The 20602-nt window shown below is 44.2% G+C and carries 8 protein-coding genes and 6 rRNA genes; 3 read left to right on the top strand and 11 right to left on the bottom strand.

Annotation, left to right across the window (positions count from 1 at the left end; translation table 11 throughout):
• Nucleotides 1-190 precede the first annotated feature (190 nt).
• Entirely contained in the window at nucleotides 191-2341 is a 2151-nt protein-coding gene (locus ACQCPR_RS17185) for a M28 family peptidase (RefSeq protein WP_427137660.1), read from the top strand.
• A gap of 181 nt (nucleotides 2342-2522) precedes the next feature.
• Here the strand turns inward: ACQCPR_RS17185 and ACQCPR_RS17190 are convergent, their stop codons facing one another.
• Nucleotides 2523-3482 (bottom strand): D-2-hydroxyacid dehydrogenase family protein, encoded by a 960-nt coding sequence (locus ACQCPR_RS17190; protein ID WP_340930861.1) that lies wholly within the window; start codon nucleotides 3480-3482, stop codon nucleotides 2523-2525.
• A 12-nt stretch (nucleotides 3483-3494) separates the two neighbouring features.
• Nucleotides 3495-4229, bottom strand: a complete 735-nt coding sequence (locus ACQCPR_RS17195; RefSeq protein ID WP_269923437.1) for a sulfite exporter TauE/SafE family protein — start codon at nucleotides 4227-4229, stop codon at nucleotides 3495-3497.
• Between the two features lie 162 nt (nucleotides 4230-4391).
• Here ACQCPR_RS17195 and ACQCPR_RS17200 point away from each other — a divergent pair, with 162 nt between their 5' ends.
• A complete protein-coding gene (locus ACQCPR_RS17200) occupies nucleotides 4392-5393 on the top strand; it encodes a PQQ-dependent sugar dehydrogenase (protein ID WP_427137661.1) in 1002 nt (333 codons plus the stop codon).
• Nucleotides 5394-5439: 46 nt separating this feature from the next.
• Here ACQCPR_RS17200 and ACQCPR_RS17205 read toward each other — a convergent pair whose 3' ends face one another.
• On the bottom strand, nucleotides 5440-6420 hold the full coding sequence (locus ACQCPR_RS17205; protein WP_427137662.1) for a GNAT family N-acetyltransferase: 981 nt from the start codon (nucleotides 6418-6420) through the stop codon (nucleotides 5440-5442).
• 52 nt (nucleotides 6421-6472) lie between these two features.
• Between ACQCPR_RS17205 and ACQCPR_RS17210 the strand changes: the two genes are divergently transcribed.
• On the top strand, nucleotides 6473-7615 hold the full coding sequence (locus ACQCPR_RS17210) for an FAD-dependent monooxygenase (protein ID WP_427137663.1): 1143 nt from the start codon (nucleotides 6473-6475) through the stop codon (nucleotides 7613-7615).
• Nucleotides 7616-7848: 233 nt separating this feature from the next.
• Here the strand turns inward: ACQCPR_RS17210 and rrf (ACQCPR_RS17215) are convergent.
• The 8 genes from rrf (ACQCPR_RS17215) to ACQCPR_RS17250 all read right to left on the bottom strand — a co-directional run bounded on the left by rrf (ACQCPR_RS17215) (nucleotide 7849) and on the right by ACQCPR_RS17250 (nucleotide 20580).
• Nucleotides 7849-7964: ribosomal RNA gene (gene rrf / locus ACQCPR_RS17215) — 5S ribosomal RNA — on the bottom strand.
• A gap of 187 nt (nucleotides 7965-8151) precedes the next feature.
• A 23S ribosomal RNA gene (locus ACQCPR_RS17220) occupies nucleotides 8152-11080 on the bottom strand.
• Between the two features lie 234 nt (nucleotides 11081-11314).
• Nucleotides 11315-12869 (bottom strand): 16S ribosomal RNA (locus ACQCPR_RS17225).
• Together the 16S, 23S and 5S rRNA genes form the textbook arrangement of a ribosomal RNA operon.
• Nucleotides 12870-13527: 658 nt before the next feature.
• Nucleotides 13528-13923: a VOC family protein gene (locus ACQCPR_RS17230; protein WP_402847537.1), complete on the bottom strand. Its 396-nt coding sequence runs from the start codon at nucleotides 13921-13923 to the stop codon at nucleotides 13528-13530.
• A 574-nt stretch (nucleotides 13924-14497) separates the two neighbouring features.
• Nucleotides 14498-15130: a flavodoxin family protein gene (locus ACQCPR_RS17235; protein ID WP_427137664.1), complete on the bottom strand. Its 633-nt coding sequence runs from the start codon at nucleotides 15128-15130 to the stop codon at nucleotides 14498-14500.
• A 432-nt stretch (nucleotides 15131-15562) separates the two neighbouring features.
• Nucleotides 15563-15678 (bottom strand): 5S ribosomal RNA (rrf, locus tag ACQCPR_RS17240).
• Nucleotides 15679-15863: 185 nt separating this feature from the next.
• Nucleotides 15864-18792, bottom strand: a 23S ribosomal RNA gene (locus tag ACQCPR_RS17245).
• A gap of 234 nt (nucleotides 18793-19026) precedes the next feature.
• Nucleotides 19027-20580: ribosomal RNA gene (locus ACQCPR_RS17250) — 16S ribosomal RNA — on the bottom strand.
• Between the last annotated feature and the right edge of the window lie 22 nt (nucleotides 20581-20602).

Here is a 20602-nt window from a genome sequence, read left to right on the forward strand (position 1 = left end):
TGCTCCTTTATAATGAATACTCTTTCTATTTAGTGTAATTTTACACTAAAAGTGTAAAGTAGACAATACATTTAGTGTTTTTTCTTTTATTAATAGGGAATGAATAATAATGAAAAATAATCTTGTAATTATTTATGTTTTATCGTTTAATATTCTAGTTGTTAAAAAAATTTGTAAAGGAATGTGATAAATGAACAAGTTTATAGGAGGATTAGCATTTTCCATGTTAATCGGTATGACATTGGGGGCCTGTGCACCTAAAGAGTCGACAGACGTAAAAGAAGAGGTTGCGCCTGAAAAAGATTTAATGGATGCGAATAAAGATTACTTATCAGCCGTCGATGTCGATTATGCTTTTGAGTTCACAAAGAGCCTAGAGGAATTTAAAACGAATGAAAAACTTGGTTACCGAACTGCTGGATCAGTGGCAGAGCTGAAAACTGGGGAAAAAATTGCTGAAGAAATGAAAAAAATTGGACTTACTGAAGTGACAAAGGACGAGTTTACCTTAGACACATGGGAATTTGAAAAAGCTGACCTAACTTTCGTTGATGAAAACGGTGAGGAACATTTAGCAGTTTTAGGGGCTTACCAAGTAAATTTTGATACAAATGGTGTAAAGGAGCTTGAGATTGTATATGGAGGCAAAGGTACTGCTAATGATTTAGCAAATCTTGATGTCGAAGGTAAGTTAGTTTTAATTGACATAAATCAACGCGAGGAATGGTGGATTAACTACCCTGCCTATCAAGCTCATTTAAAAGGAGCTGCTGCAGTTATTGCAGTTCAGGAAGCTGGATATGCAGAAACAGATGAAGACGCGCTTAATGCACAGGATATCTGTGGACCAGATGATGCTCCTGCATTTTCTATGTCCCAAACAGATGCCAATCAACTTAAGAAAGCTTTAGAATCTAGTGAAAACGCGGCGATGACTGTAAAATTCGATGCTAAATCTATTGTGAAAATGGATGGAAAGTCGTATAACTATTACGGAAAAATTATCGGTAAAGACCCTGAGTCCTATATCATTTTATCTGCTCATTACGATTCTTACTTCACAGGATTCCAGGACGACCATGCAGCAATCGGGTTAATGATGGGTGTTGCTAAAGGATTAGTAGATAGTGGGTATCAACCAGAAAAAACGATTATTTTCAATGCACTTGCTGCTGAGGAATGGGGAGTTTCTAATTCTCGCTATGACTGGTCAACCGGAGCTTACAACCAAATATTCAATATTCATCCTGAATGGGTTGGAAAAGCATTTGCCAATATGAACTTCGAACTTCCAGCGTATGAGCATACAACACAGGATGAAATTCGTTCAGTCTACGAATTGAATAATTACTTAACTAAATTTGCTAAAACTGTACCAAGCGTAGATGGTGTCTATAAAGACGGCATTTCAGTTGTTTCTCCACTTCGTACTTGGTCCGATGATTTTTCATTTGGAATTGCTGGTGTTCCAGCTCTTCGGAATGATTTCCAAGATAGTGATTTCATGCGCACACATTATCATTCCCAATTTGATAACGAGGACACCTATAATGCTGATGCACTGAAGTTCCATTTGAATCTATACGGATTACTTTCGATGCATTACGATCAAACAGCGGTTGTTCCATTGGATTTCACAACGCGTTTGACAGAAATGAAAAAAGTAATTGATGCTGATATTTTTGGTCAAGCTGAAGTTTCTTCCGACCAATTAGTTGCGGAGATTGACAAAGCAATAACGCTTGCAGAAGAAGTTAATGCAAAAGTTTTAAAAGTTAATGACAATTACCTAACCGCTCTAACTGAGGAAGATACAGATAAGGCACAAAAATTATATGAAGATAGCCGTGAATTGAATAGTGGTCTACTCTCTGCATTCAAATACGCTGAAGATCAATTCGTCCGCTTAACATGGGAGGATGATCAAATATTCCCACACGAACATGCTCAAAATAATATTACAAACCTTACACTAGCTATTGATGTCTTAAATAAAGGAGATATAACTACTGCGATTGATGAATACCTATGGGCTATTGACAATAACTGGTATGCTTACGATTTTGAGAAAGAGGTATTCGATTATTTCACAGACTATGTGCTAGATGCTCCTAAGGAAAAACTTATGTGGGGTGATGGTAGAATTGTTGGCCACGAAAATCTATTCAATCCAATCAACGCATTAATCGAAAAAAGTGGACAAGAAGATGCCGATATATCCGCAGAACTAGCCTCTCTGAATGAGGCACTTGAAAGACAGAAAGCACTACTGCAAAAAACTACAGCTGAAGAAATCATTGCTGTACAAGAGCTTGCTAAAAAGCTAGAGGCATTAAAATAATAATAGAATAACCGGGAGGATGCTGATTGTGACTGCGGTCACGACCAGCATCTCTTTTTTCGGAAATCTTATGGCGTTTAACTGTCCGTCACCCTCCTACAATTCAAGGTACAGGTTAGTGCTTTCATTTGAAAAAGGCTATCTGAGAGTGAACTCGGATAGCCTTTCTCTTATCTATTTATTAAATTAAGGAACGAATCACTCTTCCATCCAAGTACGCTTGAATATCTTCAATTGCTTCTCGGTAATATGTAGTGTAATTTCTTTCTGTTACATACCCTAAATGTGGAGTTGCTAATACGTTCGGCATTGTACGGAATGGATGGTCCACTGGAAGCGGTTCGATATCGAATACATCTAATCCTGCTCCTGCAATCCAGTTTTCATGGATAGCTTTTATGAGAGCTTGCTGGTCAACTATAGCAGCACGAGATGTATTAACCAAATAGGCTGAGCTTTTCATGAGTTGTAAGTCATTTTCACTGATAAGACCTCTAGTTCTGTCGCTTAACACTAGATGAATAGAAACGTAATCACTTGTTTCTAACAACTCTTCTTTTGAGCTTGCCAACTGAACACCTAACTGATCCGTCTGCTCCTTCGTTAAGTTTTGACTCCAAGCAATTATATCCATTCCAAAGGCTTTCGCTATAGTTGCCATTCGACTACCTATTTTCCCCAGCCCTAGGAGACCTAAACGCTTGCCATATAAATCCGACCCAACCGTGCTCTGCCATAATCCATTACTACGTAGATCAGTGTTTTCCTTCATAATATTACGTGCCAAATTCAGTATTAAGGCCCATGTTAATTCTGTTGGTGGCTCTGAAGAACTCGCAGTTCCACAAACAGTTACTCCATGAGCAGCTGCAGCCACAAGGTCAATCGATGTATTTCTCATTCCAGATGTAATCAGCAATTTAAGTTTAGGTAGTTTTTCAAAAAGTGTGACTCCAAAAGGTGTGCGCTCGCGCATAACAATTACTATCTCTGCATCACTAATGTAGTCTACTAGTTCATTTTCATCATAAAAGTGCTTAGAAAACGATACAATCTCGACCTTCTCTGTAATAGTTGACCAGTCGGCAATTTTTAAGGCAACTTGCTGATAATCATCTAGAATAGCACAACGTATCCTCATACTAATTCCTCCCTATTTCAAATAATCCACAACAATTTGCACTAAAAGTAATATAGTGACCACTCGTAATAACGGCTTAACATGCTCTGCCTTTAACTTTCGTGCAAGGCGAAGTCCAAGCTGGGCACCTATTATTGCACCTAGCATTAATGCTAGTGTAACTGGCCACATTATTTTTCCAGTAGAAATATACGTAATCGATGCTCCAAAGCAGCTAGAGAATACACCAATTCGAGCAAGCCCAACAGCTCGAATGTAGGCTATTTTTTCACTCGCATACAAGTATAGAGCAAGTGTGCTGCTCCCAGGGCCGAACATGCCATCGTACATACCAATTCCTAATAATGCTGGAACTGTTTTTTTATTCAGTTGAAAGGTTTCCTTTCCCCCAAAGTTCCCTTTTCCCATAAAGGATGTAACAAAGGCGAAGCTAAGTAAAATAATAGCAATTATCGTTAGTACCTCTCCACTTAGAAAAGATGCAATGAGCCCTCCTATTATTCCTCCTCCTAAACAAAATACCAATACCGAAAGTGCCTCTTTTCCGGTTACTTCCTTTTTAGTGAAAATCACTAGAAAACTTGAAAGCGAGCTGACAGTGTTGGACACTTTATTTGCCCCAATGGCAGAATGCACTGGCAGTCCCATTAATAGCATCATCGGCAAGCTTATAAGCCCTCCCCCACCTACTAATGTGCCTACTACATTCCCCACAATTCCTATGATGAAAAAGATTAAAAACTCCATTTAAATGCCTTCTTTCAAAAACCACTTTTGTTCTTTTAGCATACCTTGACTCCTATCATAAGTAAATTCGATAGTTATTATCGTTTTGCATATGAAAAACTTATCGTCTTGGAAAGGATTATTAGTACTCTTAAGGGAAGTAGTAATATAAGGAGGGATTTCATGAAGAAATGGTTATTAGTTATTTCACTAGTATTATTTGGTTGTACAGAGGAGGCTGTAAAGTTACCCACTCAGGGTCCAATTGCAGAGAAGATCACTACTAATTTAAATATTCCATGGTCTATCAATTTACACAATAATATCTTTTATATATCAGAACGAGTCGGAACGATTGCACGTATACAAGGTGGTTCTGTTGTACATGAATCAGTTCGACTTTCGGATAATCTTGCAGCTATCTCTGAAGCTGGATTACTCGGCTTTGTGCTGAAGCCTGACTTTGAAGAAACAGGTGAAGCATTTGCTTACTATACGTATGATATAAACGGAGAGCCCTTTAACAAAATCGTGACTCTCAAACGAGGAGAAGACGAATGGCAAGAAACTGCGATTCATTTGGACGGCATACCGACCGGCAACATTCATCATGGGGGGCGTTTGGAGATTGGACCAGATGGTTCGTTGTATGTGACCGTTGGAGACGCAGGTAATCCTAGTAATGCACAAGACCCAACTTCACTAAATGGGAAAATTCTTCGCATGGAAGGCGATGGCTCTTTTGAAATATTCTCTATGGGGCACCGTAATCCACAGGGACTTGCTTGGGCCGCAGATGGAACGCTATACGAAGCTGAGCATGGCCAGTCAGCTAACGACGAAATCAATTTAGTCGAACAAGGTGAAAACTATGGCTATCCAATTATCGAGGGGGAGAAAAGTGAAGAAGGGCTTGAAACTCCTATTATTACTTCTGGTAGTGACGAAACCTGGGCACCATCTGGCGTTACATTTCATAAAGGCAAACTATATGTAGCAACACTTCGTGGAGAGTCTGTTAAAGTGATGAATGTAGAAACTGGCAAAGTGGAACATTCGATTACAGGATTCGGACGAGTACGTGATGTATTCTCTGATGGGGAATCCCTTTATTTCATCACTAATAATACCGACGGACGCGGAACACCTGGTGAGGACGATGACGTGCTGTATAGGATAAAATAAAAGTCGGGAGATATCGATTCAAAACAAATCCTCCTTTTCAGGAGGATTAAATGAATCTTTTATATTTTAATGAAACAGCATTATCTTCCGCTTCGCTTTCATACGCCTGTTGCTCATATTGAAAAGTGAATTCTCGTGCTTCATAAAACGGAATGCCCAATTGATTTCCTTTGGTGACAGAAACCCATTGTTCATGCGCTCCATATTCAGCACGTTGAATCTCTGTTAAGTAACTTAGTAATTTTGTACCGATACCTTGACCTCTTTTTGCTGGATGCAAGTAAAGAACATAAACTTCAGCTACTCCATCTTCATCTACTCCCCCACCGATTGCACCAACAATTTCCTCATTTAACTGCGCAACAAAATAACCATTCCAGCTTCGATTTGTATCTTTAATTTCCTTCGAAATTCTTTCCACTGAATAAAATTTTGCTATAATTCCTTCTATGTAATCATTCGAATACAAATCTTTGTACGTATTCCATTGAGCAGCTATACAAACATCAACTATTCCATGTTCATCACCAGCCTGTGCCATGCGAACCTCAATTATATCTAATGAAAGCGACATAGCAATTTGTATACCTGATCTTCCATTAAACCTTCTCCCTTCATCGATAAAACCCGATTTTGCATACACGGTTTGTGCCGCCTTGTTTGCTTCATTCACCCCAAGTACTATTCTATTTATATCTGAAAAATGCTTAGCTACAAAGGTTTGCAGTAGCTTCATAGACTTTTGAGCAATTCCTCTCCCCTGGTAAGCAGGATGTATGGAGTATCCTCTTAGTAAAATACTCTCCGGGATATCTGTATAATGGAATTTATCCGCACCAGTATCTAGCACAAAAAAACCAGCAACCTGATCGTCTTCCGTTATAATAATGGGAGTATACGTTACATTAACTTGAGCACGTTCTAATAATTCTAACGGATGACCAGTAAATGATAGATGCTCTTCAGATAACGGATAATTCTCTAGCGATTTTCTATAATCGTCATTATATATAGTAAGCCTAATCATGAGTTTCACCCCTTTTTAATCAGCATATCACAAGAGGAGGAGGTATTGCCAAATGAAAATAGCAATAATTGGTGGAGGTATCGGGGGGCTCTGTGCTGCTGTAACCTTACAAAAACAAGGTTTTTCTGTTCAGGTATACGAATCAAATGCAACTTTTCATCCGGTAGGCGCTGGTATTGGAATAGGATCCAACGCTTTGCAGGCACTTATGGAAATTGGTGTCGGTAAGGATGTATTTGCAAATGGCCATGCCCTTCATACACAGGTCTTTCAGGATGCACTAGGGAAGACACTGAATACGATTGATTTTACTGTACTAAAGGAACTTTATGGCCAAGAAAATATTACTATTCACCGAGCTGATTTACACAGGACATTTCTGAAAGCACTTCAACCTAATACACTTCATTTCAATAAAAAATGCATATTTGTCGACCAAAACGATACTCAAGTAACCATCCATTTCGAAGATGGAGAAACAGTAAGCGTAGATCTACTAATAGCCGCAGACGGTATAAACTCCTCTATACGTCAACAGCTAGTTCCAGGTTCTGTTCTTAGATACTCTGGCTATACATGCTGGAGAGGCATTACAGAAAACAAAGGCAGAATTGATAAATACACCTCTACCGAATTATGGTCTACTAAAGGACGATTTGGTATGGCACCTATGAAGGATGAATTAGTATATTGGTTCGCTTGCATTAATACATCTGCAAGGAATCCACAATTTCAGCATCTTGCTTCTCAGGATATCGGCAACTTATTTGACCACTTTCCTGAAGTTGTAAATAACATAATATCTACAACACCTCCAGAAAATATTCTACATCATGATATTTCTGATATTAAACCGCTGCGACAATTTGTTTTTGGCAGAGTGGTTCTTCTTGGGGATGCGGCTCATGCCACCACACCCAATATGGGACAAGGAGCTGGGCAAGCAATTGAAGATGCCATTGTCCTTGGAAATGGCTTCAAACAATTTGAACATGTGGATAACGTGTTAGCATTTTATGAACAAAAACGAGTTGCAAGAACTGCAAAAGTAATCCGTCTTTCTCGTCAAATAGGGGCAACCGCTCAAATCCAGTTTCGTCCACTCGCCAGAGTTCGTGATTTTTTATTCCCTTTTATCCCCTCAAAGCTTTTAATGGGAAGACTAAAATTCTTATTCGATGTGAAATTAAAATAAAGTGCCTTGCATATAGCAGGCACTTTACTTTTTACTAATACATTTGCAGTCCTAATGGGTCTTGTTTTGGGACTTTTAAGGATTTGAAATGGATGGTCCAGACTTTTGAAAGGTATGAAATCAGAGATAACGATGGAAATATTCATGCTAAGCAAAAATAAGAAATAGTTTAATTACACTTTTTTAAAACAAAAAAGTCGCTACCAATTGCTCGGTAACGACTTTTCTTTGGTGCCCAGCGACGTCCTACTCTCACAGGGGGAGACCCCCAACTACCATCGGCGCTGAAGAGCTTAACTTCCGTGTTCGGTATGGGAACGGGTGTGACCTCTTCGCCATCATCACTAGACTCATTCGGCTTTCAATACACATCGTACTTCTTCGTCAACTGCATTCGTTCGGTCAGTCACATACGTTAGTATGTTCCTTTCCTCTCTCAATTGTTTCCTCGAATTACTCGTGTCTTGAAACCCTCATATAAATAGAGTGTTTGTTCACTCAAAACTGGATAAACGACATTGTTACGTTAAACAAATTTGGTTAAGTCCTCGATCGATTAGTATTCGTCAGCTGCACGTGTCGCCACGCTTCCACCCCGAACCTATCTACCTCATCGTCTTTGAGGGATCTTACTTACTTGCGTAATGGGAAATCTCATCTTGAGGGGGGCTTCGTGCTTAGATGCTTTCAGCACTTATCCCGTCCACACATAGCTACCCAGCGATGCTCTTGGCAGAACAACTGGTACACCAGCGGTGTGTCCATCCCGGTCCTCTCGTACTAAGGACAGCTCCTCTCAAATTTCCTACGCCCACGACGGATAGGGACCGAACTGTCTCACGACGTTCTGAACCCAGCTCGCGTACCGCTTTAATGGGCGAACAGCCCAACCCTTGGGACCGACTACAGCCCCAGGATGCGATGAGCCGACATCGAGGTGCCAAACCTCCCCGTCGATGTGGACTCTTGGGGGAGATAAGCCTGTTATCCCCGGGGTAGCTTTTATCCGTTGAGCGATGGCCCTTCCATGCGGAACCACCGGATCACTAAGCCCGTCTTTCGACCCTGCTCGACTTGTAGGTCTCGCAGTCAAGCTCCCTTCTGCCTTTACACTCTTCGAATGATTTCCAACCATTCTGAGGGAACCTTTGGGCGCCTCCGTTACACTTTAGGAGGCGACCGCCCCAGTCAAACTACCCGCCTGACACTGTCTCCTACCCGGGTTACGGGTATGGGTTAGAATTTCAATACAACCAGGGCAGTATCCCACCGACGCCTCCTCCGAAGCTGGCGCTCCGGGCTCTAAGGCTCCTGCCTATCCTGTACAAGTTGCACCAAAATTCAATATCAAGCTATAGTAAAGCTCCACGGGGTCTTTCCGTCCTGTCGCGGGTAACCTGCATCTTCACAGGTACTATAATTTCACCGAGTCTCTCGTTGAGACAGTGCCCAGATCGTTACGCCTTTCGTGCGGGTCGGAACTTACCCGACAAGGAATTTCGCTACCTTAGGACCGTTATAGTTACGGCCGCCGTTTACTGGGGCTTCAATTCGCACCTTCGCTTGCGCTAAGCACTCCTCTTAACCTTCCAGCACCGGGCAGGCGTCAGCCCCTATACTTCACCTTACGGTTTTGCAGAGACCTGTGTTTTTGCTAAACAGTCGCCTGGGCCTATTCACTGCGGCTCTTCTAGGCTATGCACCCAAAAGAGCACCCCTTCTCCCGAAGTTACGGGGTCATTTTGCCGAGTTCCTTAACGAGAGTTCTCTCGCTCACCTTAGGATTCTCTCCTCGACTACCTGTGTCGGTTTGCGGTACGGGCACCTATCACCTCGCTAGAGGCTTTTCTTGGCAGTGTGAAATCAGGAACTCCGGACATACGTCCTCGCCATCACAGCTCAATGTTATAGAATGCGGATTTGCCTACATTCACACCTTACTGCTTGGACATGCATAACCAACAGCATGCTTACCCTATCCTTCTGCGTCCCCCCATTACTCAAACGGTGGTTTGGTGGTACAGGAATATCAACCTGTTATCCATCGCCTACGCCTATCGGCCTCGGCTTAGGTCCCGACTAACCCTGAGCGGACGAGCCTTCCTCAGGAAACCTTAGTCATACGGTGGACGGGATTCTCACCCGTCTTTCGCTACTCATACCGGCATTCTCACTTCTAAGCGCTCCACCAGTCCTTCCGGTCTGACTTCAACGCCCTTAGAACGCTCTCCTACCACTGATACCAAAGGTATCAATCCACAGCTTCGGTGATTTGTTTAGCCCCGATACATTTTCGGCGCAGCGTCACTCGACCAGTGAGCTATTACGCACTCTTTAAATGATGGCTGCTTCTAAGCCAACATCCTGGTTGTCTAAGCAACGCCACATCCTTTTCCACTTAACAAATACTTTGGGACCTTAGCTGGTGGTCTGGGCTGTTTCCCTCTTGACTACGGATCTTATCACTCGCAGTCTGACTCCCAAACATAAATCATTGGCATTCGGAGTTTGTCTGAATTCGGTAACCCGGGATGGGCCCCTAGTCCAAACAGTGCTCTACCTCCAAGATTCTAACGTTTGAGGCTAGCCCTAAAGCTATTTCGGAGAGAACCAGCTATCTCCAGGTTCGATTGGAATTTCTCCGCTACCCACACCTCATCCCCGCACTTTTCAACGTGCGTGGGTTCGGACCTCCAGTAAGTGTTACCTTACCTTCATCCTGGACATGGGTAGATCACCTGGTTTCGGGTCTACGACCACATACTCATTCGCCCTATTCAGACTCGCTTTCGCTGCGGCTCCGTCTTCTCAACTTAACCTTGCATGTAATCGTAACTCGCCGGTTCATTCTACAAAAGGCACGCTATCACCCATTAACGGGCTCTAACTACTTGTAGGCACACGGTTTCAGGATCTATTTCACTCCCCTTCCGGGGTGCTTTTCACCTTTCCCTCACGGTACTGGTTCACTATCGGTCACTAGGTAGTATTTAGCCTTGGGAGATGGTCCTCCCGGATTCCGACGGAATTTCACGTGTTCCGCCGTACTCAGGATACACTCAAGAGAGAATGAATTTTGGACTACGGGGCTTTTACCCTATCCTGCGGACCTTTCCAGATCGCTTCGTCTAACTCATTCCTTTGTAACTCTATGTAGAGTGTCCTACAACCCCAAGAGGCAAGCCTCTTGGTTTGGGCTATTCCCGTTTCGCTCGCCGCTACTCAGGGAATCGATTTTTCTTTCTCTTCCTCCAGGTACTTAGATGTTTCAGTTCCCTGGGTGTGTCTCAGATGCGCTATGTATTCACGCAAATGTACTGCTCCATTACGAACAGTGGGTTTCCCCATTCGGAAATCTCCGGATCAAAGCTCACTTACAGCTCCCCGAAGCATATCGGTGTTAGTGCCGTCCTTCGTCGACTCCTAGTGCCAAGGCATTCACCGTGCGCCCTTATTAACTTAACCTAAAAGTTAAAAAGTCTTACACGTCATGATTACGTAAATAATCACAACAGAATTTCTTGTTGTTTATTGTTTCAATGTCGTTTTATCCAGTTTTCAAAGAACAAAGGTTTGCTCACTTTGCGACGAATAATCGCAGGAGCAAGTATCGAATCTTCATATAAAAATGAACATTCAAAACTGAACTGCAAAACGTTAAGATACGAATAAATATTCGTATTCCGATATTATCCTTAGAAAGGAGGTGATCCAGCCGCACCTTCCGATACGGCTACCTTGTTACGACTTCACCCCAATCATCTGTCCCACCTTCGGCGGCTGGCTCCCGTAAGGGTTACCCCACCGACTTCGGGTGTTACAAACTCTCGTGGTGTGACGGGCGGTGTGTACAAGGCCCGGGAACGTATTCACCGTGGCATGCTGATCCACGATTACTAGCGATTCCGGCTTCATGTAGGCGAGTTGCAGCCTACAATCCGAACTGAGAACGGTTTTATGGGATTTGCTCACCCTCGCGGGGTTGCGACCCTCTGTACCGTCCATTGTAGCACGTGTGTAGCCCAGGTCATAAGGGGCATGATGATTTGACGTCATCCCCACCTTCCTCCGGTTTATCACCGGCAGTCACCTTAGAGTGCCCAACTGAATGCTGGCAACTAAGATCAAGGGTTGCGCTCGTTGCGGGACTTAACCCAACATCTCACGACACGAGCTGACGACAACCATGCACCACCTGTCACCGCTGTCCCCGAAGGGAAAAGCCTATCTCTAGGCCGGTCAGCGGGATGTCAAGACCTGGTAAGGTTCTTCGCGTTGCTTCGAATTAAACCACATGCTCCACCGCTTGTGCGGGCCCCCGTCAATTCCTTTGAGTTTCAGTCTTGCGACCGTACTCCCCAGGCGGAGTGCTTAATGCGTTAGCTGCAGCACTAAGGGGCGGAAACCCCCTAACACTTAGCACTCATCGTTTACGGCGTGGACTACCAGGGTATCTAATCCTGTTTGCTCCCCACGCTTTCGCGCCTCAGCGTCAGTTACAGACCAGAAAGCCGCCTTCGCCACTGGTGTTCCTCCAAATCTCTACGCATTTCACCGCTACACTTGGAATTCCGCTTTCCTCTTCTGTACTCAAGTCCCCCAGTTTCCAATGACCTTCCACGGTTGAGCCGTGGGATTTCACATCAGACTTAAAGGACCGCCTGCGCGCGCTTTACGCCCAATAATTCCGGACAACGCTTGCCACCTACGTATTACCGCGGCTGCTGGCACGTAGTTAGCCGTGGCTTTCTAATGAGGTACCGTCAAGGTACGAGCAGTTACTCTCGTACTTGTTCTTCCCTCACAACAGAGTTTTACGATCCGAAAACCTTCTTCACTCACGCGGCATTGCTCCATCAGACTTTCGTCCATTGTGGAAGATTCCCTACTGCTGCCTCCCGTAGGAGTCTGGGCCGTGTCTCAGTCCCAGTGTGGCCGATCACCCTCTCAGGTCGGCTACGCATCGTCGCCTTGGTGAGCCGTTACCTCACCAACTAGCTAATGCGCCGCGGGCCCATCCTGTAGTGACAGCGAGATGCCGTCTTTTAACATCTCCCCATGTGAGGAAATGGATTATTCGGTATTAGCCCCGGTTTCCCGGAGTTATCCCAATCTACAGGGCAGGTTGCCCACGTGTTACTCACCCGTCCGCCGCTAAATCAGAAGAAGCAAGCTTCTTCGTCATTCGCTCGACTTGCATGTATTAGGCATGCCGCCAGCGTTCGTCCTGAGCCAGGATCAAACTCTCCATAATAGAGAACTTAAAAAGCTCATTTGTTTTGCTGGCATCATCATTAAATGATGTCAAAATTGTTTTGCTATCAGACTAACAAAGTTAGCTGATAAGCTGTATGTCTTAACGTTTTGCATGTTCAGTTTTCAATGTTCATGTTGTTGCAGTGTCGTTTTGACGACTTTATTATCATATCAAATCTTGATATTATTGTCAACAACTTTTTTTATTTTGTTTTTCGTGTAAATCATTAATAAAAATGACAACTTGATAACTATACCATCTATAAATCATTATTGCAAGCGTATTTTGAAATTCTTTTATAAGTTTACTTTTGATATATAAATCTTATATTCCCCATAATTAATGTTTTAATTCTATTCTAATTATGTAAACCAACATACTATAGAGGAAGTAATGTAATACCTTATTTGCTCTGTAATAATAAAAGGTTGATCAGTCATTAATCAGTGGAAAATGTGTTTCGTTATATGATATTGACGCAAGATACTTCTATTAAAGTAAATATAAGATTGAGAACGTATGGACTTAAAATAACGATGCAGGTTCTTTCAAGAGATGTACGGGAGTTTACATATAGCATTTGACACATTATATGTAATAGAAAAAAAAAGGCGTAAAAAATTACGCCTGTAACTTAAATAGTAAAAAGAATTTTTTACTGTTCTGGGTGAAGGATATTACAGGCACTTAGCCAATTTCCAGAAGGATCTTTAAATCCAAAACCACCAAATTCACCTTGTAAATTTAAAGGACCAACTTCTACTTGTTTTCCTTCAAGCCACTCATATAATTCTTTTAAAGAAGGAGTATAAAAGTCAATTATGCTATGAACGATATTAGTATTTGTATTTCTGAATGATAATCCATTAATTTCTTCAGTTTCAACCAAGAAAATCGTTGGAACTCCTTTTGATTTCATAGTAAGCATAGCATTTTTTTCACCTTGAAAGTGGACTTCAGCTCCAAGGATATCGATATAAAACTCTATAGATTCTTCTAAATTAGTAACAGGTATTTCCAGTGTAGCGATATGTGAAATTAAATTAGTCATTGTAGCCTCCTGTGTTTTATTTGCACATATATTTTTCTACACTCAAATAAGAAAACCCTCTTAAATTTCATTAAAAATGGAAAATAATTTATCGCTAATTCCATTTGATACATGAAGTTTTAAGTAAGACATATAAGTGTACAAAATACGATTAATATCTAATACACATTTCGACCATAATGGGTAATAAATGAAAAGTAACTTAATCGACTTACAGGCAATTAGTCAAAAGAAGCAACGTCTTTTATATTTAAAAGTACTTCTGATAATACTCCTTCCTTAACCTCCGTTTTACTGAGAATAGATCCTCGTGGTTTCATTTTTCTAATGACTAAGAATTTGTATGATTTCAATAGAAGTGATAGTAAATAATATATTGAATTGAAAGAGAAAATAACAGTCAAATACGAAGCATCAAGTCGGACATCTATATATTTACTTTTATATTAACTTTATGAAACGAATAATAGGGTCAGATTTTTTCAATAAAAGAAGCAATCCAACTCTATTTGAATGGGACTGCTAGTTTAGCATGTTATTTGAGTTTTAAATTCAACCTTTTCAAGCCACCATACTATTGACTTTCATTCACATTTTCTTCTGCAGGAATCGGGTACTCTTTCAATAACCGGGCAAAATGTAGTAAATTGTAAGCAGTTATTTTTGCGTGTTGCATCGTAAAATCGTTCTCATTCCCGTTTGCCTCAATAAAGGATGGGCCAGGACCCGCTTCCCCCACCCAATAGGTATCCACATTTGGAGGAATCGTAAACCCAATATGTGACAATGCGTAAATTAGGTAGCTTGAAACGTTTTTTGCACCATCTTCATTCCCGGTAACAACCACTCCGCCCACTTTGTTATAGTAAATGTACTGACCTTTTTCGTTCGTAAGACTGCTTCCACCATACAATCTTTCAACAACCAAAGTGGCCAGGCTGCTCTGTTCACCAAGCCAAATCGGGGAGCCAAGCAAAAGGATATCCGCCTCCTTCACTTTTTCAAAAATCTCTGGCCATTGATCCTTTTCATTCACTGCCTCATGGGTAACTCCAAAGCCGATAGTATAATCAGCCATCCTGAGCACTTCCGTCTCCACTCTGTTTTCATCAAAAATCTTTACAATCTCGTTAATCAGAGCACGGGTATTGGATTTCTGTGTGCTGTCTTTTAAACTACAATTTAAAACTAGCGCTTTGATGCTCATTGCTACATCTCCTTAGGTGATAGTGATAGTAATAGTATTTCTTTACCCTGTGAATTTTTTATAAAACTAGGAATCTGGTTAGTTCCATTAAAAAGGCTGCTGTACTTATAAAAAAAGCCACTACCGATAACTCGGTAACGACTTTCATTGGTTCCATCGACGTCCTACTCTCACAGGGGGAGACTCCCAACTACTATCAGCGCAAGAGCTTAACTTCCGTGGACGGGCTACGAAAGCAAATGGTCGGCAGATTTCTTTGTCAGCCGCACTCGTTGCGTATGTTATACGCTCGGAGTCTCTCTCACTTGCTTCCTCAAACTCTTTGTTCCTCTACTTTCTTGCATACTTTCTTATAGAGATAGACTGCCTACGGCTTATTTGTTAATACAAAAAAGTCGTTACCAATTACTCGGTAACGACTTTCTCTTTTGTGCCCAGCGACGTCCTACTCTCACAGGGGGAGACCCCCAACTACCATCGGCGCTGAAGAGCTTAACTTCCGTGTTCGGTATGGGAACGGGTGTGACCTCTTCGCCATCATCACTAGACTCATTCGGCTTTCAATATACGGCGCATTGCGTTGTCAACTTCATTCGATCTGTCAGTCACGTACGTTAGTACGTTCCTTCTTTCTATCACTTGTTTCCTAGCACTGCTTGTATCTTGAAACCCTCATATATAGAGTGTTTGTTCACTCAAAACTGGATAAACGACATTGTTACGTTAAACAAATTTGGTTAAGTCCTCGATCGATTAGTATTCGTCAGCTGCACGTGTCGCCACGCTTCCACCCCGAACCTATCTACCTCATCGTCTTTGAGGGATCTTACTTACTTGCGTAATGGGAAATCTCATCTTGAGGGGGGCTTCGTGCTTAGATGCTTTCAGCACTTATCCCGTCCACACATAGCTACCCAGCGATGCTCTTGGCAGAACAACTGGTACACCAGCGGTGTGTCCATCCCGGTCCTCTCGTACTAAGGACAGCTCCTCTCAAATTTCCTACGCCCACGACGGATAGGGACCGAACTGTCTCACGACGTTCTGAACCCAGCTCGCGTACCGCTTTAATGGGCGAACAGCCCAACCCTTGGGACCGACTACAGCCCCAGGATGCGATGAGCCGACATCGAGGTGCCAAACCTCCCCGTCGATGTGGACTCTTGGGGGAGATAAGCCTGTTATCCCCGGGGTAGCTTTTATCCGTTGAGCGATGGCCCTTCCATGCGGAACCACCGGATCACTAAGCCCGTCTTTCGACCCTGCTCGACTTGTAGGTCTCGCAGTCAAGCTCCCTTCTGCCTTTACACTCTTCGAATGATTTCCAACCATTCTGAGGGAACCTTTGGGCGCCTCCGTTACACTTTAGGAGGCGACCGCCCCAGTCAAACTACCCGCCTGACACTGTCTCCTACCCGGGTTACGGGTATGGGTTAGAATTTCAATACAACCAGGGCAGTATCCCACCGACGCCTCCTCCGAAGCTGGCGCTCCGGGCTCTAAGGCTCCTGCCTATCCTGTACAAGTTGCACCAAAATTCAATATCAAGCTATAGTAAAGCTCCACGGGGTCTTTCCGTCCTGTCGCGGGTAACCTGCATCTTCACAGGTACTATAATTTCACCGAGTCTCTCGTTGAGACAGTGCCCAGATCGTTACGCCTTTCGTGCGGGTCGGAACTTACCCGACAAGGAATTTCGCTACCTTAGGACCGTTATAGTTACGGCCGCCGTTTACTGGGGCTTCAATTCGCACCTTCGCTTGCGCTAAGCACTCCTCTTAACCTTCCAGCACCGGGCAGGCGTCAGCCCCTATACTTCACCTTACGGTTTTGCAGAGACCTGTGTTTTTGCTAAACAGTCGCCTGGGCCTATTCACTGCGGCTCTTCTAGGCTATGCACCCAAAAGAGCACCCCTTCTCCCGAAGTTACGGGGTCATTTTGCCGAGTTCCTTAACGAGAGTTCTCTCGCTCACCTTAGGATTCTCTCCTCGACTACCTGTGTCGGTTTGCGGTACGGGCACCTATCACCTCGCTAGAGGCTTTTCTTGGCAGTGTGAAATCAGGAACTCCGGACATACGTCCTCGCCATCACAGCTCAATGTTATAGAATGCGGATTTGCCTACATTCACACCTTACTGCTTGGACATGCATAACCAACAGCATGCTTACCCTATCCTTCTGCGTCCCCCCATTACTCAAACGGTGGTTTGGTGGTACAGGAATATCAACCTGTTATCCATCGCCTACGCCTATCGGCCTCGGCTTAGGTCCCGACTAACCCTGAGCGGACGAGCCTTCCTCAGGAAACCTTAGTCATACGGTGGACGGGATTCTCACCCGTCTTTCGCTACTCATACCGGCATTCTCACTTCTAAGCGCTCCACCAGTCCTTCCGGTCTGACTTCAACGCCCTTAGAACGCTCTCCTACCACTGATACCAAAGGTATCAATCCACAGCTTCGGTGATTTGTTTAGCCCCGATACATTTTCGGCGCAGCGTCACTCGACCAGTGAGCTATTACGCACTCTTTAAATGATGGCTGCTTCTAAGCCAACATCCTGGTTGTCTAAGCAACGCCACATCCTTTTCCACTTAACAAATACTTTGGGACCTTAGCTGGTGGTCTGGGCTGTTTCCCTCTTGACTACGGATCTTATCACTCGCAGTCTGACTCCCAAACATAAATCATTGGCATTCGGAGTTTGTCTGAATTCGGTAACCCGGGATGGGCCCCTAGTCCAAACAGTGCTCTACCTCCAAGATTCTAACGTTTGAGGCTAGCCCTAAAGCTATTTCGGAGAGAACCAGCTATCTCCAGGTTCGATTGGAATTTCTCCGCTACCCACACCTCATCCCCGCACTTTTCAACGTGCGTGGGTTCGGACCTCCAGTAAGTGTTACCTTACCTTCATCCTGGACATGGGTAGATCACCTGGTTTCGGGTCTACGACCACATACTCATTCGCCCTATTCAGACTCGCTTTCGCTGCGGCTCCGTCTTCTCAACTTAACCTTGCATGTAATCGTAACTCGCCGGTTCATTCTACAAAAGGCACGCTATCACCCATTAACGGGCTCTAACTACTTGTAGGCACACGGTTTCAGGATCTATTTCACTCCCCTTCCGGGGTGCTTTTCACCTTTCCCTCACGGTACTGGTTCACTATCGGTCACTAGGTAGTATTTAGCCTTGGGAGATGGTCCTCCCGGATTCCGACGGAATTTCACGTGTTCCGCCGTACTCAGGATACACTCAAGAGAGAATGAATTTTGGACTACGGGGCTTTTACCCTATCCTGCGGACCTTTCCAGATCGCTTCGTCTAACTCATTCCTTTGTAACTCTATGTAGAGTGTCCTACAACCCCAAGAGGCAAGCCTCTTGGTTTGGGCTATTCCCGTTTCGCTCGCCGCTACTCAGGGAATCGATTTTTCTTTCTCTTCCTCCAGGTACTTAGATGTTTCAGTTCCCTGGGTGTGTCTCAGATGCGCTATGTATTCACGCAAATGTACTGCTCCATTACGAACAGTGGGTTTCCCCATTCGGAAATCTCCGGATCAAAGCTCACTTACAGCTCCCCGAAGCATATCGGTGTTAGTGCCGTCCTTCGTCGACTCCTAGTGCCAAGGCATTCACCGTGCGCCCTTATTAACTTAACCTAAAAGTTAAAAAGTCTTACACGTCATGATTACGTAAATAATCACAACAGAATTTCTTGTTGTTTATTGTTTCAATGTCGTTTTATCCAGTTTTCAAAGAACAAAGGTTTGCTCACTTTGCGACGAATAATCGCAGGAGCAAGTATCGAATCTTCATATAAAAATGAACATTCAAAACTGAACTGCAAAACGTTAAGATACGAATAAATATTCGTATTCCGATATTATCCTTAGAAAGGAGGTGATCCAGCCGCACCTTCCGATACGGCTACCTTGTTACGACTTCACCCCAATCATCTGTCCCACCTTCGGCGGCTGGCTCCCGTAAGGGTTACCCCACCGACTTCGGGTGTTACAAACTCTCGTGGTGTGACGGGCGGTGTGTACAAGGCCCGGGAACGTATTCACCGTGGCATGCTGATCCACGATTACTAGCGATTCCGGCTTCATGTAGGCGAGTTGCAGCCTACAATCCGAACTGAGAACGGTTTTATGGGATTTGCTCACCCTCGCGGGGTTGCGACCCTCTGTACCGTCCATTGTAGCACGTGTGTAGCCCAGGTCATAAGGGGCATGATGATTTGACGTCATCCCCACCTTCCTCCGGTTTATCACCGGCAGTCACCTTAGAGTGCCCAACTGAATGCTGGCAACTAAGATCAAGGGTTGCGCTCGTTGCGGGACTTAACCCAACATCTCACGACACGAGCTGACGACAACCATGCACCACCTGTCACCGCTGTCCCCGAAGGGAAAAGCCTATCTCTAGGCCGGTCAGCGGGATGTCAAGACCTGGTAAGGTTCTTCGCGTTGCTTCGAATTAAACCACATGCTCCACCGCTTGTGCGGGCCCCCGTCAATTCCTTTGAGTTTCAGTCTTGCGACCGTACTCCCCAGGCGGAGTGCTTAATGCGTTAGCTGCAGCACTAAGGGGCGGAAACCCCCTAACACTTAGCACTCATCGTTTACGGCGTGGACTACCAGGGTATCTAATCCTGTTTGCTCCCCACGCTTTCGCGCCTCAGCGTCAGTTACAGACCAGAAAGCCGCCTTCGCCACTGGTGTTCCTCCAAATCTCTACGCATTTCACCGCTACACTTGGAATTCCGCTTTCCTCTTCTGTACTCAAGTCCCCCAGTTTCCAATGACCTTCCACGGTTGAGCCGTGGGATTTCACATCAGACTTAAAGGACCGCCTGCGCGCGCTTTACGCCCAATAATTCCGGACAACGCTTGCCACCTACGTATTACCGCGGCTGCTGGCACGTAGTTAGCCGTGGCTTTCTAATGAGGTACCGTCAAGGTACGAGCAGTTACTCTCGTACTTGTTCTTCCCTCACAACAGAGTTTTACGATCCGAAAACCTTCTTCACTCACGCGGCATTGCTCCATCAGACTTTCGTCCATTGTGGAAGATTCCCTACTGCTGCCTCCCGTAGGAGTCTGGGCCGTGTCTCAGTCCCAGTGTGGCCGATCACCCTCTCAGGTCGGCTACGCATCGTCGCCTTGGTGAGCCGTTACCTCACCAACTAGCTAATGCGCCGCGGGCCCATCCTGTAGTGACAGCCGAAACCGTCTTTTAACATCTCCCCATGTGAGGAAATGGATTATTCGGTATTAGCCCCGGTTTCCCGGAGTTATCCCAATCTACAGGGCAGGTTGCCCACGTGTTACTCACCCGTCCGCCGCTAAATCAGAAGAAGCAAGCTTCTTCGTCATTCGCTCGACTTGCATGTATTAGGCATGCCGCCAGCGTTCGTCCTGAGCCAGGATCAAACTCTCCATAATAGAGAACTTAAAAAGCTCATTT

The organism is Psychrobacillus psychrodurans (assembly GCF_050209195.1).
GTDB lineage: Bacteria > Bacillota > Bacilli > Bacillales_A > Planococcaceae > Psychrobacillus > Psychrobacillus psychrodurans.